The sequence below is a fragment of the Klebsiella sp. CN_Kp106 genome (genome assembly GCF_040064575.1).
Taxonomy (GTDB): domain Bacteria; phylum Pseudomonadota; class Gammaproteobacteria; order Enterobacterales; family Enterobacteriaceae; genus Klebsiella; species Klebsiella michiganensis.
In genome coordinates this window covers 176,814-190,023 of record NZ_JBEAIG010000070.1, presented here as the reverse complement: position 1 = coordinate 190,023, position 13,210 = coordinate 176,814, and the positions used below count along the sequence as shown (strand labels likewise).

The window sequence follows — 13,210 nt, the reverse complement described above, 5'->3', positions numbered from 1 at the left end:
GTAATGTTTGGGAGATAAAAATGGCAAGAAATATAATGATGGATTATCCAATCCCCGCCTACTGGCAGGACTTTGAAAGACTGACATGCGAATTATGCCGTGAGCTATGGAAAGATCCAAACACTCATCGGCATGGAAGAGCTGGGCAGGCTCAGGGAGGAATTGATATATCTGGCCGTGATAATACCTATAATGGTCAAAGAGTTGTAGTCCAGTGTAAAAAAAGAGTGTGGAAAACTACAGCTTCAAAGGAAACACCTGCTAGTTCTCTTTCAATTCAAGAAATCGATGATGAAATAAGAGAGTTCATTGACTCAGGAAAAAAAGTTGATCGTTATATTATTGCAATTACTGGAATGCGGGATAAGGTGCTTCAGAATTACATTGACTCTATAAATGACTCTAACATTTATACTTTTGAAGTAAGTATTTGGTTCTGGGATGAATATTGTGAATGGTTAAGTGAAAATCCAAAGATAGAAGCAAGTTATTATTACGATATTGTTAAGTTTCGTGATGCATATAGTGTTGAAGAATTGTTTTGCGATATGCTCTATTCTGCTTTTGATCGACCGGCCTTTCATACGAAATTCTGTTTTGAAAACAGTATAGACAAATTTTTGCAGTCGCTTGAGGCTATTCAACAAGCATTAACTACAGGTAATCTTGTAAACAGAGAGGGGCATGTACAAAAGCAGGTACGCATCCCTGAAAGGAAAAGCTTACCTCCTGAATATAAAGAATTGAAGAAGAAAATTCAATATTTAAGAGATTACACAACACAGGAGGTACGTGCAGGAAAAATCACGCAGCAGAATGAATGGTTAATCATAAGTGATAATGTCACTGAAAGAAAAATGAATGAATTTAGAGTTGAAATCATAAATTTATTAAACAATATTCTCGACCATTATGGTTTTGAAAAATTTTCATTGGAAAACTATTAATTTGTGAATAGTTTTTACATTAGGCAGGCCTCAGTAATAGCAGCTTCAGGTGCAGAGCTTCCTGTCAAATTAGGTTTGGCTCTGGGCGATAGATATGTCAGGACAAATCTAAGCTAATAGCAGTATCTTCATTGATGACTGTGTTGCAGCTCAGGAAGTCATATCGCCGAGTGTCTCCTGAGCTGTATTTAATGCAGTCTCTGCACCTTGTTTTAGTGTTGCCAACAGATCGCTGGCAGAGGTGCTTTGCAGCCGTTCCCGGATATCTTCATCAACCCGCTGCAACGAGAGCGTGAACTCAATTTTTTTCGCCTTACCGTAGCGATCAAACTCCTGATGCGTTTCCTGCAAACCCGTGATGACATACGTCCCGTAAATAGAGCCGACGCCATCAATCAGCGGCCAGGCCAGCCCGGTGTAGGCCATTGTCGAGACAGCACTCAGCGACAGGTTGCCGCCAGTGATTTCAGGATACAGCAATCCACCTAGCGTCAGTTGGTTCTCGCCTGCGCCGACGTACTGCCATTTTGCGCTCCGGCCCACACGGTCATTCTTAACGTGCCGCCAGTTACGGGACAGCTGCAATTGCTGATAGGGCAGTGTCCTGAGTTCAAATACAAAGAGCCCGAATACCATCATCATAGTTATTACTCCAAATTAATCGTTATCCCGGAACGAACCCCGGGCAGCGCGTTGCTGTTTGTCAATTTCCGCGCGGACAGCCTCGCCAACAAGTCGCGCCAGTTCGCGCGGATTGCTGCTCTGAATGCCATGCAGATGGATGTGAATATCACCGGAAAAGCTATTATCTGAAGCCGCAGCCGCCGTGTGGGTGTTTTGATTTCGGCGTACCGGTTGCCATGCCTGCGTCTGTTTTATCAATGGTTCGCCAGCGGCAATAACCGGGCGAGCGCTGACGGACTGGCGGACAAGCCTCGACTCCTGCCATTCACCACGCACTGCAAAGGCTGGAGGGAGGTTTTTAAATACAATGTCACCCGGCCCGATACGTTTGCGCTTTTCCTCATCTAAAAGGCCTTTGGTGTTATCCGCGATTTGGCCCAACCGCCGCTCTGTTCCAGAGTTGCCCCCGAGCACATTGGGCGGCGGTGCGCTGCCTTTGCTTGCAGGCTTTTCAGACGACCATTGCCACTCCCTTTTAACCATGCGTCCGGATTTTTCATCCCATTCCCACATAACCGGAATAGCCCTGAGTCTGGCTGCTTCTAGCCTGGCTCTTTCAATGCCATCGGGGATGAGATCGAGCTTCTCCAGTAACCAGCCAACACCTTCCATTAACTTCTGAAGCGGCCAAAGCAGTACGCTAAGTGCAGTCCCCAGGACCTCTCCAAATGTCTGCCCGGCGCTGGCGCATTTGTTTAGCGCCTCGCGACTCTCCTCGACGGGGGTTAATACTTTTTTAAACCAGTTCCAGACGTTTTTAACGCCATCCCCAATGGCACCGAAAACGGGCGCCAGCCGGGAAAATGCGTTATAAACAGGCGCTAACCCCTGGATGACGCCTGTAAAAAAACCGCTAAAGAAGGCCTTAATTGGTCCCCAGTATTTCCAGAACAGTACCCCAGCAGCTACAAACGCAGCACCCACTAAACCGATTGGGCTCAAGAGCAATGATAATCCGCCGCCCAGTGTCGTAATTCCACCTTTCACAATACCGAGCAGAGCAGGGATCCCGGTTAGCCGCAGCGCCAGCCCGCCAACGCCTTTTGACAGGGCGCTTATCGCCGTCCCCGGAGAGGAAAAGGCGCCAAGTAACGCGCCGCGCAGGGTTACCATCAACCTGGTTAATACGCTGGCGCGTCCAGCCAGACCGCCGAGTAAGGCACGCCATCCGCTGATTTTTGCCAGTGAACTGCCGCCCACAGCACTCAATATGCGGAACGCTGATACCGTACCTCCGATGCCGCTCCCGCCGGACAGCAGTGCAAACCCCAGCCTGAGCTTTGCAAGCGGCCCTAAAAGTAGACCAGCAGCTAATGACATACCGCCAATTACTGCGGTTAATGCCAGTGCAGTACCACCGGCGAGTAACAACGTTCGTGAAAGTCTGGGGTTTTCTTCTATCCAGCTTTGAATAGTGCCAATAACCCGGCTAAGCCCCTGTGTCAGCCTGCGTAATGGGCCGTCTACTGTCTCAGCCACAGAAATGCGGAACGCCTCCCACGCGCTGTCCAGCTCCTTCAAATCGCCGCCCAGGTTGTCTTTCTTCTTGTTAGCGACGGCGAAGGCCTCCTGATTTTTATGTGCTTCTGCAATTTGTTCATAGAGTGACTGGAGGTAGCCATCACCTGCGCCGTTGACCAAAGACTGGAGGCTCGTAAAACCCTCTTCTCCGGCGATATCTTTGAAAAATGAAACCTGATCCACCTCGCCAAAGCGGGAAACGCGTTTTTGTAGATCGAGAAGAATATCGAACGGACGTCTCATCTTTCCGCTCGCGTCGGCAGTTTCCACTCCCAGCTCTTTGAGCGCCTTTTTGGCTGCCGTAGTGGGGGAGGCCAGGCGGGAGAGGGAGCGACGCATTGCCGTACCGGCCTCGCTACCGCGAATACCCACGCGCGCCAGCGTGCCAGTCATGGCTGCGGCTTCTTCCAGGCTAATCCCAAGTCCCGCCGCTACCGGCCCGACAACTTTCATTGTCTCGCCGAGGCTGCTAAGCGTGGTGTTGGTACGGGTAAATGTACCTGTCAGCACATCGCTGACGCGGTCCATTTCTCCGGCGTCGAGGGCGAACTGTGAAAGAATATTTGAGCCGATGTCTGCCGTTTCACCCAATTCCATACTGCCCGCTAGTGCCATATTGAGCACGCCGGGCAGTGCGGCACGGATAGCATCTGGCGTGAAGCCCGCCATTGCCAGAAAGGCCTGGCCGCTGGCGGCGTCACGTGTGGTGAAGGCGGTTTCAGCACCGAGTTTTTTTGCCTGAGTGCGCAAGGCGGCCAGCTGCGAATCGCTTTTATCGAGCCGCGTCAGCGCCTGGACGTTTGACATTTCCTCATCAAAACCAACCGCAGGCGACATGAAGCGTCCGGCGCCATACCCGGCAGCGGTTGCTGTACCTAATGCTATGGCACCGCCAGAGCGCAACTTCCCGGCCATCTGCTGCGCACCCTCGTAACGTTTACGAGCTTGAGTGACCGCAGCAAGTTGCCGTTTTTCCCGTTCAAGGGATTGGTTGTATTGTTCTGTGCGGCGTATCGCGTTACCGATGGTGGCACTACTACCGGAAAGCATGACGCCATGCTGACGCAGGGCTGATGCACTCTCACGAAGGCGGGCCACTTCCGTCACACGTTTTGCGGTCAACCGATCAAGCCGCTCACCCAATCGGGACATCAGTATTTGCTGTTTTTCTGTCAGCGTCCCGTTTTTACGTTGCGCTTCTGACAAGCCATCAAAGCGGGCGCGGGCACGTGAGATGGAACGATCGGTTTTGCCGACGGCCGCGGTCATTCGCTGAAAAGTGGCACTGCTCTTATCGAGCCCTTTCAGGGTGGATTGTGTTTTTCCGAGGGAGTCGGAAAGGCCGCCCGCACTCTGGCGGGCAGCATTAACGGGGCGGGTAAATCTGTCGATAGCGCTGAAAGCAACGCGTATATCAAGACTCTTCATCACTGGCACCACTTCGAAGCGCCGCCCGCTTGCGCCAGGCTATCACCTCGCCAAGAGCCATGCCGAAAACTTCAGAGGGCGGCCAGTTAAAAATAACGGCAATATCAGCAACCAGATCATCGATCTGGTCAAACGCAACGGTGATTACTCGCTCTCCGTCTCCGCCACGTTCGACGCTCCAGGCTCCGGCGGATTCAAGAAAGGGACCAGAAGCTCTGCCAGCCCGATAAAGTCCAGAGTGTGCATTTCGTTGATTTCTTTTTGCGTCAGCGCAGGCGCGGTCACCCGCGTCAACAGCGTGGCAATTGAGTCTGCATCCATATTGGCAACGCGGATAAGATTCAGGCCGCGCAACGATCCGGCCTGACTGATGGCGCCGGTGATTTCCACCTGACCGATCTCACTGTCTTTACGAACTACCGGCTGCATCAGCGTGAACAGGTTTTTAGTTTTTTTAGCCATGTTAAAAATCTCCGGGTGGCATCTTTGCCACCCTCTGAAAGGTTATTAATTGCCCATGCCAAGGGCGGAGGTGATGCGGTCCGGGAACATGTTCTGACCGTTCTTTTTGTAGATGAAATTCAGCAGATCGATTTCGATAATGGGCTGATCATCAATGGAGAATTTGTAGTAGGTGGATTTAAAGGTGTAGCTTTCCTCCGTGTCTTCTCCCTGTTTTGAGTCTCCACCGTCGAGTTCAGTAAATCGCCCGCGCAGCTCTACCTCGACAAGCTGGCTTTCGCCATCAGTGAAATATTCACCCGCAAAGCGCAGCCGCGTGCCGTCAATTTCTGCTCCGTATTCGAGAAACAGTGCTTTGATGACACCACCAAATACAATGGTGGAATCCAGCGCGCCAGCCTCAAGGCCGAGATCAACACCGACCGCACCCAGCATGCCACCGCCCTGATAGTCCTCTATCTTTCGTGACAGTTTGGGGCGAGTGAATGAGGTCACTTTTCCCAGATAGTTGTCGCCGTTAACAAAGCAGCTAAAAAGCCGCAGTTTGTGAGGAACAGCCATTATTCACCCCCGAGCGACGCGAACGCCGGTTCGTAAAAATCATCAGTAAAGGTCTGGTATAGCGTCAGATCTTCAAGCGGCGGGACCGGGCTGTAGCTATAGCGCACAATCAGTTTTCCCTGGCGCAAATCCGTGGTGCCGTTGTCCAGCGTGTCATACCAGCAGTCAGCGCCGATAAGCTGGCCGGCAGTGACTTTTTTGCTGAGCGCAGAGCGGATGCCGCTTACCACATCTTTCACGTTGGCCGGAGTGAGCGGGCTGTCAACAGAGGCAAATTGCGCCTCCGCGATACTGTCCGCCAGGATCTGCGCGGTACGGGTGAACACCTCGAAAGTGTAGGTTTCGGTATCCGTGGTGCGGTTGCCCCAGAAGTGGAAACCGTCACGCTTGATAAGCGTCGTGATTTCGTTGTTGTTAAGCTCGTTCGCGTCGCTGTCTTCTGCCTGTAATGCCCAGAAAACATCCTTCGAAATACCGAGAACGTTATTCACCACAACATTCGACAGCGATTTGTGCCAGCCTTGGCTGTTATCGATAGCGGCGCGCAGGCCGCAGGCGTAAGCCGGGGCGGGAAACGTTTCGTTAACATCCGTCAGGGGGTTGTAAGCGATAAAGTCAGGCCAGATCAGCATCAGCTCGCGGTAAGCGAAGGTTTTGCGATAAGCAATAGCCTCCGCCATGGTCGTGCAGCCGTTACAACCGGCATAAACAAAAGCCCGAAGATTCTGGGCAATCACGCAAAGCTGTGACGTTACCTCCTCGGTGTCGTAGTCCGGTACCGCCAGGATGCGCGGACGATAGCCGGTTTTGGCTTCCGCTGTCAGCAGGGCATACATTCCCGTATAGCTGTCGCCATCTGTTCCGCCAATAACGGCCTGGGACTGGCTGGCGCCGTTACCGGAAGCCTCTTTAACCCGGACAATCACAACGTGCGGGCTGCACTGATCGGAAATGGCTTTGAGGGTTTTGTAAAGTGACCCGGTTTTACCTGCCTTGCCGAGGACGTTACGCACCCGTGTCAGCAGAACCGGCGTATTTAGCGGGAAAGTTTCCGGATCGGCGTCATCAGCAACTGCAACAATACCGATCACGCTGGAATCAATGTCATTGATTGCCTGCTGTAGGTCGGTATTTTCGCGAGAGCGGACGCCGTGAAAACGAGTTTCAGACATAAGTTCACCATCATGTTTCTCTTTGAGTTCAGGGCAATATTCAACGTTAAGTCTGCTGGCGTCGCCTGGTTGCCGGTCTGCCCGTTCGCTGACAACAAAAAGGGATTCAGCCCCGCGCGCGGGCATGGAATCATCAGCAAAAAACGGGGGAGTTATGTCGATAGCAGACACGCTGACAACAGCAGCCGAAGCGTATGTAGAAAAATTAAGTGAGGTCGTAAAGACACCGGATTTTAGTATCACGTTGGGTGGGGTCGTCCTGACTGAACTGGCCGACCGAATCACCTCGCTATCTGTTACAGATAACAACGGTTTTGATGCTGACCAGCTAACTCTGTCAGTAGATGACTCTGACGGAGTAACGGATTTACCCCCACGCGGTGCGGAGCTGGCGGTGTCCATCGGCTGGCTGGGTGAGGCGTTGATCTACAAAGGCCTCTACACCGTTGACGAGGTGGGGCATAGCGGGCCGCCGGATGTTATTGACATCACCGCACACAGCGCTGATTTTCGCGAAGAGATGAACGTCAGGCGGGAGGTGTCCTGGCATGATGTGACGGTAGAGCGGGTGGTATCGGCCATAGCCCGGCGTTATGACCTGATGCCGATGATTAGCGAGGCCCTGATCGACATTGAGATCGACCATGCGGATCAGACCGAAGAGAGCGACATGTCGTTTTTAACGCGCATGGCGGAGATGTTGGGGGCTATTGCCACCGTGAAAAATGGCTGTCTGCTGTTTATCCTGCCTGGGGGCGGCCTCAGTGCATCCGGTAGGGCGCTGCCATCGGCTGAGATCACCCGTGCCAGCGGAGATCGTCACAGGTTCCGCATTGCCGATCGTGATGCTTACACTGGTGTGCGGGCGTACTGGCTGGATCTTAATTTCGGTAAGAAAAAACCGGTCAAGGTCACTAAGCGAAAAACAAATACTGCCAGAAAAAAGGCTGAGGAGAAAAGCAGCCGCCCGGAAGGGGATTACATGGAGGGCGCTGAAGGTAACGTGTATGTTTTGCGTAAAACCTATCAGAACGAAACGGCGGCCAGGCGCGCAGCTGCGGCAAAATGGATACAGCTCCAGAAAGGCGCGGCACAGTTTTCGATAACCCTGGCGCGCGGCCGCGCCGATTTATATCCTGGTATGCATCTGAACGTGTCGGGCTTTAAGCCTGAAATCGATAATCAGGATTGGATCATAGCCAGAGCGGAACATGTGATCGGTGATAATGGATTTACCACGAAAATGGAGCTTGAGGCGAAAATAAGCGACTGGATTGCAGAAACTGAACGGTAGCGGCCATAATAGGTGTGAGTTCAACTCCCTATGGGAGATCATCATGTTTGTTTGTCCCTACTGCGGCGCAAACGCCCGTACCCGCACCAGCCGCCGGTTAAGCGAGTTCACCATCCGGCAATATCATCAATGCCAGAATCTTGAATGCAGCGAGTCATTCACAACGCTGAACACCGTAGAGCGCAGAGTGACGAAGCGCTCAACCAGCGCAGATCCTTTGCCGCCAGGATTTATCCCCGGCGACGCTTTCCCGGCTTCTCATTACGGGAACAGTCAACTCAGTCTTGCAGTATAAAAATAGCCCCCTAGAAAGGGGGCTATTCTTGTCAATGTGGTCGATATGTGGACATTTTTGAAATAAATCCTTTTATTTCAATTTATTAAATCCCAAAAAAAAGCCCCGTCGGGGGCGACGGGGAAAACTCATTGATTATGGAATGATCTGTTCTCTGGTCAATTCGAGAACAGGGCTACTCTACGATGCAAAAGTGCAGCTAAAATGGAGAAACCGTGGAGATTCAGGGTGAAAGACCGTTTTAATCGATTAAGGAGGGGAAATGAAGGGGATGATAGTCATGCTACCTCTGGCGCTTGCCGGATGCGCGCAGAGTCAGCCAGCGCAGCAAGCACACCCGATAGGGATGGCTAACCCGGCTTCGGTATACTGCCAGCAGCTGGGAGGGAAACAGGTTCCTGTCCAAAGCCCGCAGGGCGTGCGCACCGAGTGCAAGCTACCCAGTGGTGAAACGTTAGATGAATGGGCGCTCTGGCGGCGCGATCATCCGGCTAAGTCATAGCGCTTTCAGCCAGTCAGCCAGCACCTGGGCATGGTTTTGCCGGGTATTTTTCGCCGCGTAGAGCAGCGTCAGCGGCTGCTGCCTGGCAAGCGCGGCCAGGCGCTCGCCTTCATCGCGGTGGGCTTCCAGCTCCTGGCGATAGCGCTGGCTAAAGTGGGCAAAATCAAGCGTCTCGCCGTGAAAAGCCTTACGCAAATCAGTCGATGGCGCCAGGATTTTGCACCACTCATCGTAATTCAGCGCCTCTTTTTTTATTCCGCGCGGCCACAGGCGGTCTACCAGTATCCGGTAGCCGTCGCTCGCTTCCTGCGGGTCATAAACCCGTTTACATTGAATCATCGTCACTCTCCCTCTGTTCCATCCAGGCAAGCAGCTGCGGCAACTGCTGCTCGGAAAATACCGTTATCCCGTATTCGCGAAGCAGGGCGGCGGCAACGCCGGCACCGGGCTTGCGCTGTCCGTTAAAGGTACCATCATAGATAAACTGACTGCCGCAGGTTGGGCTGCCGTCGGTGAGCAATGCTGCGGTACAGCCTTCCTCCTGCGCTGCTTTTAGCGCCAGCCAGGCGGCCAGCTGATAGCGCGCAGTGACGTCCTGGCCGTCACTTTCAACAATTTTCGCACGGTTTTGCATGACATCCCCTCCCTGCGCGCCAAGGATTTCCGCCGGTAGCCTGGGGATGGGCAATCCGGCAGCCAGCTCCGGGCAGTGGGTGACCAGCCGCCCCTCGCTCTGCCAGCGAGACAGCGCGTTAGCCAGCCGGGCTTTGTGACTACCGTTATAGCGAACCTGAAAGCCCATCAGGCAGGCGCTAACCAAAATTTTGTCCTTCATCATGCATCCATAGCGATTTGTCTGCCCTATACCATAGCGCCAGTCAGGCTAAATTACCCGCGTTCAGAAGCAGACAAAATAAGGATTGTGTTCTGCCGTTGAGATCGCTAACCTGAGGCTCCTTGTGTTGCCTGATATTCGCTCTGACATAAGGATCCTGCTATGAACTCCCCCCTGCGTATTGCCCTGGTTGGTGATTACAACCCTGATGTAGTTGCCCATAAAGCGATTCCCCTGGCAATTGATGATGCCGCCGCCGTACTGGAGCTGCCGCTGCGTTATGACTGGCTGGCCACCAGCGAAATAAAGTCCGCTGACGATCTCGCTGATTACGATGCTATCTGGGTGGTTCCCGCCAGCCCCTATAAAAACGCCGAAGGCGCGTTTATCGCTATACGCCACGCGCGGGAAAACAGCATTCCGTTCCTTGGCACCTGCGGAGGATTCCAGCACGCGATTATCGAATACGCGCGCAACGTTATGGGCTGGCGGGATGCCGCACATGCGGAAACCGATACCGAAGGCCGGATGGTTATCGCGCCGCTTAGCTGCTCGCTGGTAGAAAAGTCGGACAACATTGAACTGCGGGCCAATACGCTGATCTCTCGCGCCTATGGCCGCGACAGTATTGAAGAGGGTTACCACTGCAGCTACGGGATTGCCGCCGATTTTGCCCGCGAGCTGGAGCAGGGCGACCTGCGGGTTACGGGCTGGGATGATGACGGTGAGATTCGGGCGGTAGAACTGGTGACGCATCCGTTCTTTGTCGCCACGCTATTTCAGCACGAGCGCAATGCGCTGGAAGGCAGACCTGCGCCGCTGGTTCACGCGTTTTTACGCGCGGCAAGTCAGTGAGCGAACGCCCGGCGGCGGTTGCCGGGCGTCGATATCGCTAGCCGTTGATCTCCCGATCGCGACCGGCCAGCGCGCCAAATACCGCCATCGCAACGGAAATCAGCGCCACGGCGATCAGCGGGATATGCCAGTCGCCGTTGGCATCATGAATTTTTCCCATCACCGGCGGCCCGCAGGCGGCCAGCAGATAGCCCACCGCCTGCGCCATTCCCGACAGCGCGGCGGCCTGGTGCGCCGAGCTGGCGCGCAGCCCGATAAAGGTCAATCCCAGAATCATGGTCGCGCCGGAACCGAAGCCAAAGATAAGCGTCCACAGCACCGCCTGAGCGGGTAAAAACCATAAACCGAGCGCGCTGACTGCACACATCAGGGCGACCAGCACCGCAATGCCGCGCTGATCTTTCAGCCGATGCAGTATTAACGGGATCGCCAGCCCCGGCGCCGCGGTGGCCAACTGGAGCAGCCCGTGCAGGGAGCCCGCCTGCGCTTCGCTGTAGCCTATGCTTTGCAAAATGGCGGGCAGCCAGCCGATGATGACGTAGTAGACCAGCGAGTTAATCCCGAGAAACAGCGTCACCTGCCAGGCCAGCGCCGAGCGCCAGATCCCGCGGTTGTGGATGGCGCCCGACCCCGTCAGCGGCGCGGTGACTTGCCTGCGCGTCTGCGGTAGCCAGATAAACAGCGCCAGCAGCGGAAATGCCATCAGCATCAACAGCGCGCCGCGCCAGCCCAGTCCGGCGAGCGCCAGCGGAACGACCATTGCCGAACCCAGCGCCGCCGCGCCCCCCATGGTGAGAGAGTAAGCGCCGGTCATTTTGGCGACGTGCTGCGAGAAGTCACGTTTGATCAGTCCGGGCAGCAGAACGTTTCCCAGGGCGATGCCGCAGCCGATAATCGCGGTTCCGATAAACAGCAGCGAGACGAAGGGCAGGGAGCGCAGACCCACGCCGAGGCAAATCAGGATCATCGCCAGCAGCAGGCTACGTTCAATGCCGAATCGGCGGGCGACACCCGCCGCCAGCGGCGAGACCAGGCCAAAGGCCAGCAGCGGCAGGGTGGTTAACAGACCGGTTTGCGCGGTGGTGAGGCCATATTCGCTGCGAATGGCATCAAGCAGCGGCGCGGCGCCGGTAAAGGTGACCCGCAAGGTGGTGGCGATAAGCAGAATACCGGTAATCAATAGCAGATTACGGCGGCCGGCAGAAGGTGAAACAGAATTCATGGCTATCTCAAACAAGAATACGTGGCGCTTACCATAGCCTGTTTGCCGCCTGTTTAAATCAAGCTAAAATGACAGATTATCGCTAAAATCGGACAATATCATGATCGGACTCGGCCTGGACGGCTACGACCCGGACAGCGGCCACGAAGCGGCGGCGGCTTTTCGTATTCAGGTGGTCGCGGACGAGCAGTACATTCCGCGCCATCATCACCGTAAAGGTCAGCTCATCCTCGCGCTGCACGGGGCGCTGACCTGCGAAGTGGAGAACGCGATGTGGATGGTGCCCCCGCAGTACGCGGTGTGGGTACCGGGACAGGTGCCGCACAGCAATCGCGCGACGCCGGAGGCGCAGGTCTGCTTTTTATTTATTGAACCCCACGCGGCGCCGATGCCGGATTTCTGCTGCACGCTAAAGATTTCGCCGCTGGTGCGCGAGCTTATCCTCGTTATGGCCGAGCGCGGCAGGGCCGAACTCGCTAAACCGGCAATGAACCGCCTGGTGCAGGTGCTGTTCGATGAACTCCCGCAGCAGCCGCAGGAGCACCTGCAGCTCCCGGTCTCCGGGCATCCAAAAATTCGTCAGATGGTGGACATGATGGCCGTCGACCCGGCCCGCTGGCAAACGCTGGCGCAGTGGGCGGCGGAGTTTGCCATGAGCGAACGCAATCTGGCGCGGCTGGTGGTGCGTGAGACGGGCTTAAGCTTTCGCCGCTGGCGACATCAGCTGCAGCTGATCCTCTCCCTGCAGATGCTGATCCGCGGGCAGACGGTACAGCAGACGGCGCAGAGCCTGGGCTATGACTCGACCACCGCCTTTATTACTATGTTTAAAAAGGGCCTCGGGCAAACCCCGGGGCGCTATCTTGCCAGCCTGGCTACGACTTCCCAATAAACAGCGAAATGATCCCGGCGGCGATCAGCGGGCCGACCGGGACGCCGCGGAAGAGGGCGACGCCGAGCACGGTGCCGACTAGCAGTCCGGCTACCAGCTGCGGCTGCGAGCCCATCAGCGCCACGCCGCGCCCGCCGAGCCAGGAAACAAAAACCCCCACGGCAATCGCCAGCAACGATTTCCAGTTCACGAAGGAGTGCAGCAGCGTAGAGGGCGGTAGCGTGCCGCTGGCAATGGGCGCCATCACGCCGATGGTGAGAATAATAATACCGATGGTCAGCCCTTGCTTTTCAATCCACGGAAAGAAGGCGTTGAGCGGGGTGACGCGGACGATAATTAATACCAGGATTGAAATAGCTACGGTGGTGTTATGGCTAATAAAGCCGAGCGCCGCCAGGCCCAGCAGTATTAACAGGGTGGTGTCGAGCATGTGCAGAGGTCCTTGCCAGAATATAAAAAAGAACAGCCCGTTTACTCTACGCATAATCGCGTAAGTAAACAGGTTTTTTATCGCAGACTCGCGATTTGAGGCATCTGCAC

At 54.7% G+C, this 13,210-nt stretch carries 16 protein-coding genes; 6 read left to right on the top strand and 10 right to left on the bottom strand.

The annotated features are described in order from the left end of the window. Positions 1–20 precede the first annotated feature (20 nt). Positions 21–947: a hypothetical protein gene (locus ABLU96_RS25575; RefSeq protein ID WP_004131582.1), complete on the top strand. Its 927-nt coding sequence runs from the start codon at positions 21–23 to the stop codon at positions 945–947. Between the two features lie 150 nt (positions 948–1,097). On the opposite strand, the gene ABLU96_RS25570 is transcribed toward ABLU96_RS25575, so the two are convergent. Genes ABLU96_RS25570 through ABLU96_RS25545 form a run of 6 tightly spaced genes read right to left on the bottom strand, consistent with a single transcriptional unit; the run spans position 1,098 to position 6,775 of the window. After that, positions 1,098–1,589: a phage tail protein gene (locus ABLU96_RS25570; RefSeq protein ID WP_135685137.1), complete on the bottom strand. Its 492-nt coding sequence runs from the start codon at positions 1,587–1,589 to the stop codon at positions 1,098–1,100. Between the two features lie 15 nt (positions 1,590–1,604). After that, complete coding sequence (locus ABLU96_RS25565; RefSeq protein WP_348862896.1) at positions 1,605–4,580, bottom strand: phage tail tape measure protein; 2,976 nt, start codon at positions 4,578–4,580, stop codon at positions 1,605–1,607. Beyond that, the gene (locus ABLU96_RS25560; protein ID WP_071839164.1) at positions 4,567–4,725 is read right to left on the bottom strand and encodes a GpE family phage tail protein; all 159 of its coding nucleotides are present in this window, start codon (positions 4,723–4,725) and stop codon (positions 4,567–4,569) included. Before ABLU96_RS25560 ends, ABLU96_RS25565 begins: the two co-directional genes overlap by 14 nt. Then, on the bottom strand, positions 4,725–5,042 hold the full coding sequence (locus tag ABLU96_RS25555) for a hypothetical protein (RefSeq protein WP_004131585.1): 318 nt from the start codon (positions 5,040–5,042) through the stop codon (positions 4,725–4,727). The genes ABLU96_RS25560 and ABLU96_RS25555 overlap by 1 nt, the downstream gene beginning before the upstream one ends. Positions 5,043–5,087: 45 nt before the next feature. Then, entirely contained in the window at positions 5,088–5,603 is a 516-nt protein-coding gene (locus tag ABLU96_RS25550; RefSeq protein ID WP_004131586.1) for a phage major tail tube protein, read from the bottom strand. Then, on the bottom strand, positions 5,603–6,775 hold the full coding sequence (locus tag ABLU96_RS25545) for a phage tail sheath family protein (protein WP_348862894.1): 1,173 nt from the start codon (positions 6,773–6,775) through the stop codon (positions 5,603–5,605). The genes ABLU96_RS25550 and ABLU96_RS25545 overlap by 1 nt, the downstream gene beginning before the upstream one ends. Before the next feature lie 154 nt (positions 6,776–6,929). Between ABLU96_RS25545 and ABLU96_RS25540 the strand changes: the two genes are divergently transcribed. From ABLU96_RS25540 to ABLU96_RS25530, 3 genes are all read left to right on the top strand, one after another. Next, positions 6,930–8,069 (top strand): phage late control D family protein, encoded by a 1,140-nt coding sequence (locus ABLU96_RS25540; protein ID WP_265825016.1) that lies wholly within the window; start codon positions 6,930–6,932, stop codon positions 8,067–8,069. A gap of 43 nt (positions 8,070–8,112) precedes the next feature. Beyond that, on the top strand, positions 8,113–8,364 hold the full coding sequence (locus ABLU96_RS25535) for an ogr/Delta-like zinc finger family protein (RefSeq protein WP_004213128.1): 252 nt from the start codon (positions 8,113–8,115) through the stop codon (positions 8,362–8,364). Positions 8,365–8,626: 262 nt separating this feature from the next. After that, positions 8,627–8,866: a DUF333 domain-containing protein gene (locus tag ABLU96_RS25530; protein WP_025106943.1), complete on the top strand. Its 240-nt coding sequence runs from the start codon at positions 8,627–8,629 to the stop codon at positions 8,864–8,866. On the opposite strand, the gene ABLU96_RS25525 is transcribed toward ABLU96_RS25530, so the two are convergent. Continuing rightward, positions 8,861–9,205 (bottom strand): DUF488 domain-containing protein, encoded by a 345-nt coding sequence (locus ABLU96_RS25525; protein WP_014228940.1) that lies wholly within the window; start codon positions 9,203–9,205, stop codon positions 8,861–8,863. The genes ABLU96_RS25530 and ABLU96_RS25525 overlap by 6 nt on opposite strands. Beyond that, positions 9,192–9,701, bottom strand: coding sequence for a DUF523 domain-containing protein (locus tag ABLU96_RS25520; RefSeq protein WP_049101338.1), 510 nt, complete (start codon positions 9,699–9,701; stop codon positions 9,192–9,194). The genes ABLU96_RS25525 and ABLU96_RS25520 overlap by 14 nt, the downstream gene beginning before the upstream one ends. 162 nt (positions 9,702–9,863) lie before the next feature. Here ABLU96_RS25520 and ABLU96_RS25515 point away from each other — a divergent pair, with 162 nt between their 5' ends. Then, the gene (locus tag ABLU96_RS25515) at positions 9,864–10,556 is read left to right on the top strand and encodes a CTP synthase (protein WP_049070256.1); all 693 of its coding nucleotides are present in this window, start codon (positions 9,864–9,866) and stop codon (positions 10,554–10,556) included. A 37-nt stretch (positions 10,557–10,593) separates the two neighbouring features. Here ABLU96_RS25515 and ABLU96_RS25510 read toward each other — a convergent pair whose 3' ends face one another. Beyond that, positions 10,594–11,778, bottom strand: coding sequence for a CynX/NimT family MFS transporter (locus ABLU96_RS25510; protein ID WP_064405355.1), 1,185 nt, complete (start codon positions 11,776–11,778; stop codon positions 10,594–10,596). Positions 11,779–11,875: 97 nt separating this feature from the next. On the opposite strand from ABLU96_RS25510, the gene ABLU96_RS25505 reads away from it, so the two are divergent. Continuing rightward, positions 11,876–12,670 (top strand): helix-turn-helix transcriptional regulator, encoded by a 795-nt coding sequence (locus ABLU96_RS25505; RefSeq protein WP_162557342.1) that lies wholly within the window; start codon positions 11,876–11,878, stop codon positions 12,668–12,670. On the opposite strand, the gene ABLU96_RS25500 is transcribed toward ABLU96_RS25505, so the two are convergent. Further along, positions 12,654–13,100 (bottom strand): DUF441 domain-containing protein, encoded by a 447-nt coding sequence (locus tag ABLU96_RS25500; protein ID WP_004138309.1) that lies wholly within the window; start codon positions 13,098–13,100, stop codon positions 12,654–12,656. The two genes, ABLU96_RS25505 and ABLU96_RS25500, sit on opposite strands and share 17 nt — an antisense overlap. Positions 13,101–13,210 lie beyond the last annotated feature (110 nt).

Bases quoted from the DNA above. Each gene is read 5' to 3' on its own strand.
- ABLU96_RS25575 (WP_004131582.1), top strand. From the start codon at position 21: ATGGCAAGAAATATAATGATGGATTATCCAATCCCCGCCTACTGGCAG.
- ABLU96_RS25570 (WP_135685137.1), bottom strand. From the start codon at position 1,589: ATGATGATGGTATTCGGGCTCTTTGTATTTGAACTCAGGACACTGCCC.
- ABLU96_RS25565 (WP_348862896.1), bottom strand. From the start codon at position 4,580: ATGAAGAGTCTTGATATACGCGTTGCTTTCAGCGCTATCGACAGATTT.
- ABLU96_RS25555 (WP_004131585.1), bottom strand. From the start codon at position 5,042: ATGGCTAAAAAAACTAAAAACCTGTTCACGCTGATGCAGCCGGTAGTT.
- ABLU96_RS25550 (WP_004131586.1), bottom strand. From the start codon at position 5,603: ATGGCTGTTCCTCACAAACTGCGGCTTTTTAGCTGCTTTGTTAACGGC.
- ABLU96_RS25545 (WP_348862894.1), bottom strand. From the start codon at position 6,775: ATGTCTGAAACTCGTTTTCACGGCGTCCGCTCTCGCGAAAATACCGAC.
- ABLU96_RS25540 (WP_265825016.1), top strand. From the start codon at position 6,930: ATGTCGATAGCAGACACGCTGACAACAGCAGCCGAAGCGTATGTAGAA.
- ABLU96_RS25535 (WP_004213128.1), top strand. From the start codon at position 8,113: ATGTTTGTTTGTCCCTACTGCGGCGCAAACGCCCGTACCCGCACCAGC.
- ABLU96_RS25530 (WP_025106943.1), top strand. From the start codon at position 8,627: ATGAAGGGGATGATAGTCATGCTACCTCTGGCGCTTGCCGGATGCGCG.
- ABLU96_RS25525 (WP_014228940.1), bottom strand. From the start codon at position 9,205: ATGATTCAATGTAAACGGGTTTATGACCCGCAGGAAGCGAGCGACGGC.
- ABLU96_RS25520 (WP_049101338.1), bottom strand. From the start codon at position 9,701: ATGAAGGACAAAATTTTGGTTAGCGCCTGCCTGATGGGCTTTCAGGTT.
- ABLU96_RS25515 (WP_049070256.1), top strand. From the start codon at position 9,864: ATGAACTCCCCCCTGCGTATTGCCCTGGTTGGTGATTACAACCCTGAT.
- ABLU96_RS25510 (WP_064405355.1), bottom strand. From the start codon at position 11,778: ATGAATTCTGTTTCACCTTCTGCCGGCCGCCGTAATCTGCTATTGATT.
- ABLU96_RS25500 (WP_004138309.1), bottom strand. From the start codon at position 13,100: ATGCTCGACACCACCCTGTTAATACTGCTGGGCCTGGCGGCGCTCGGC.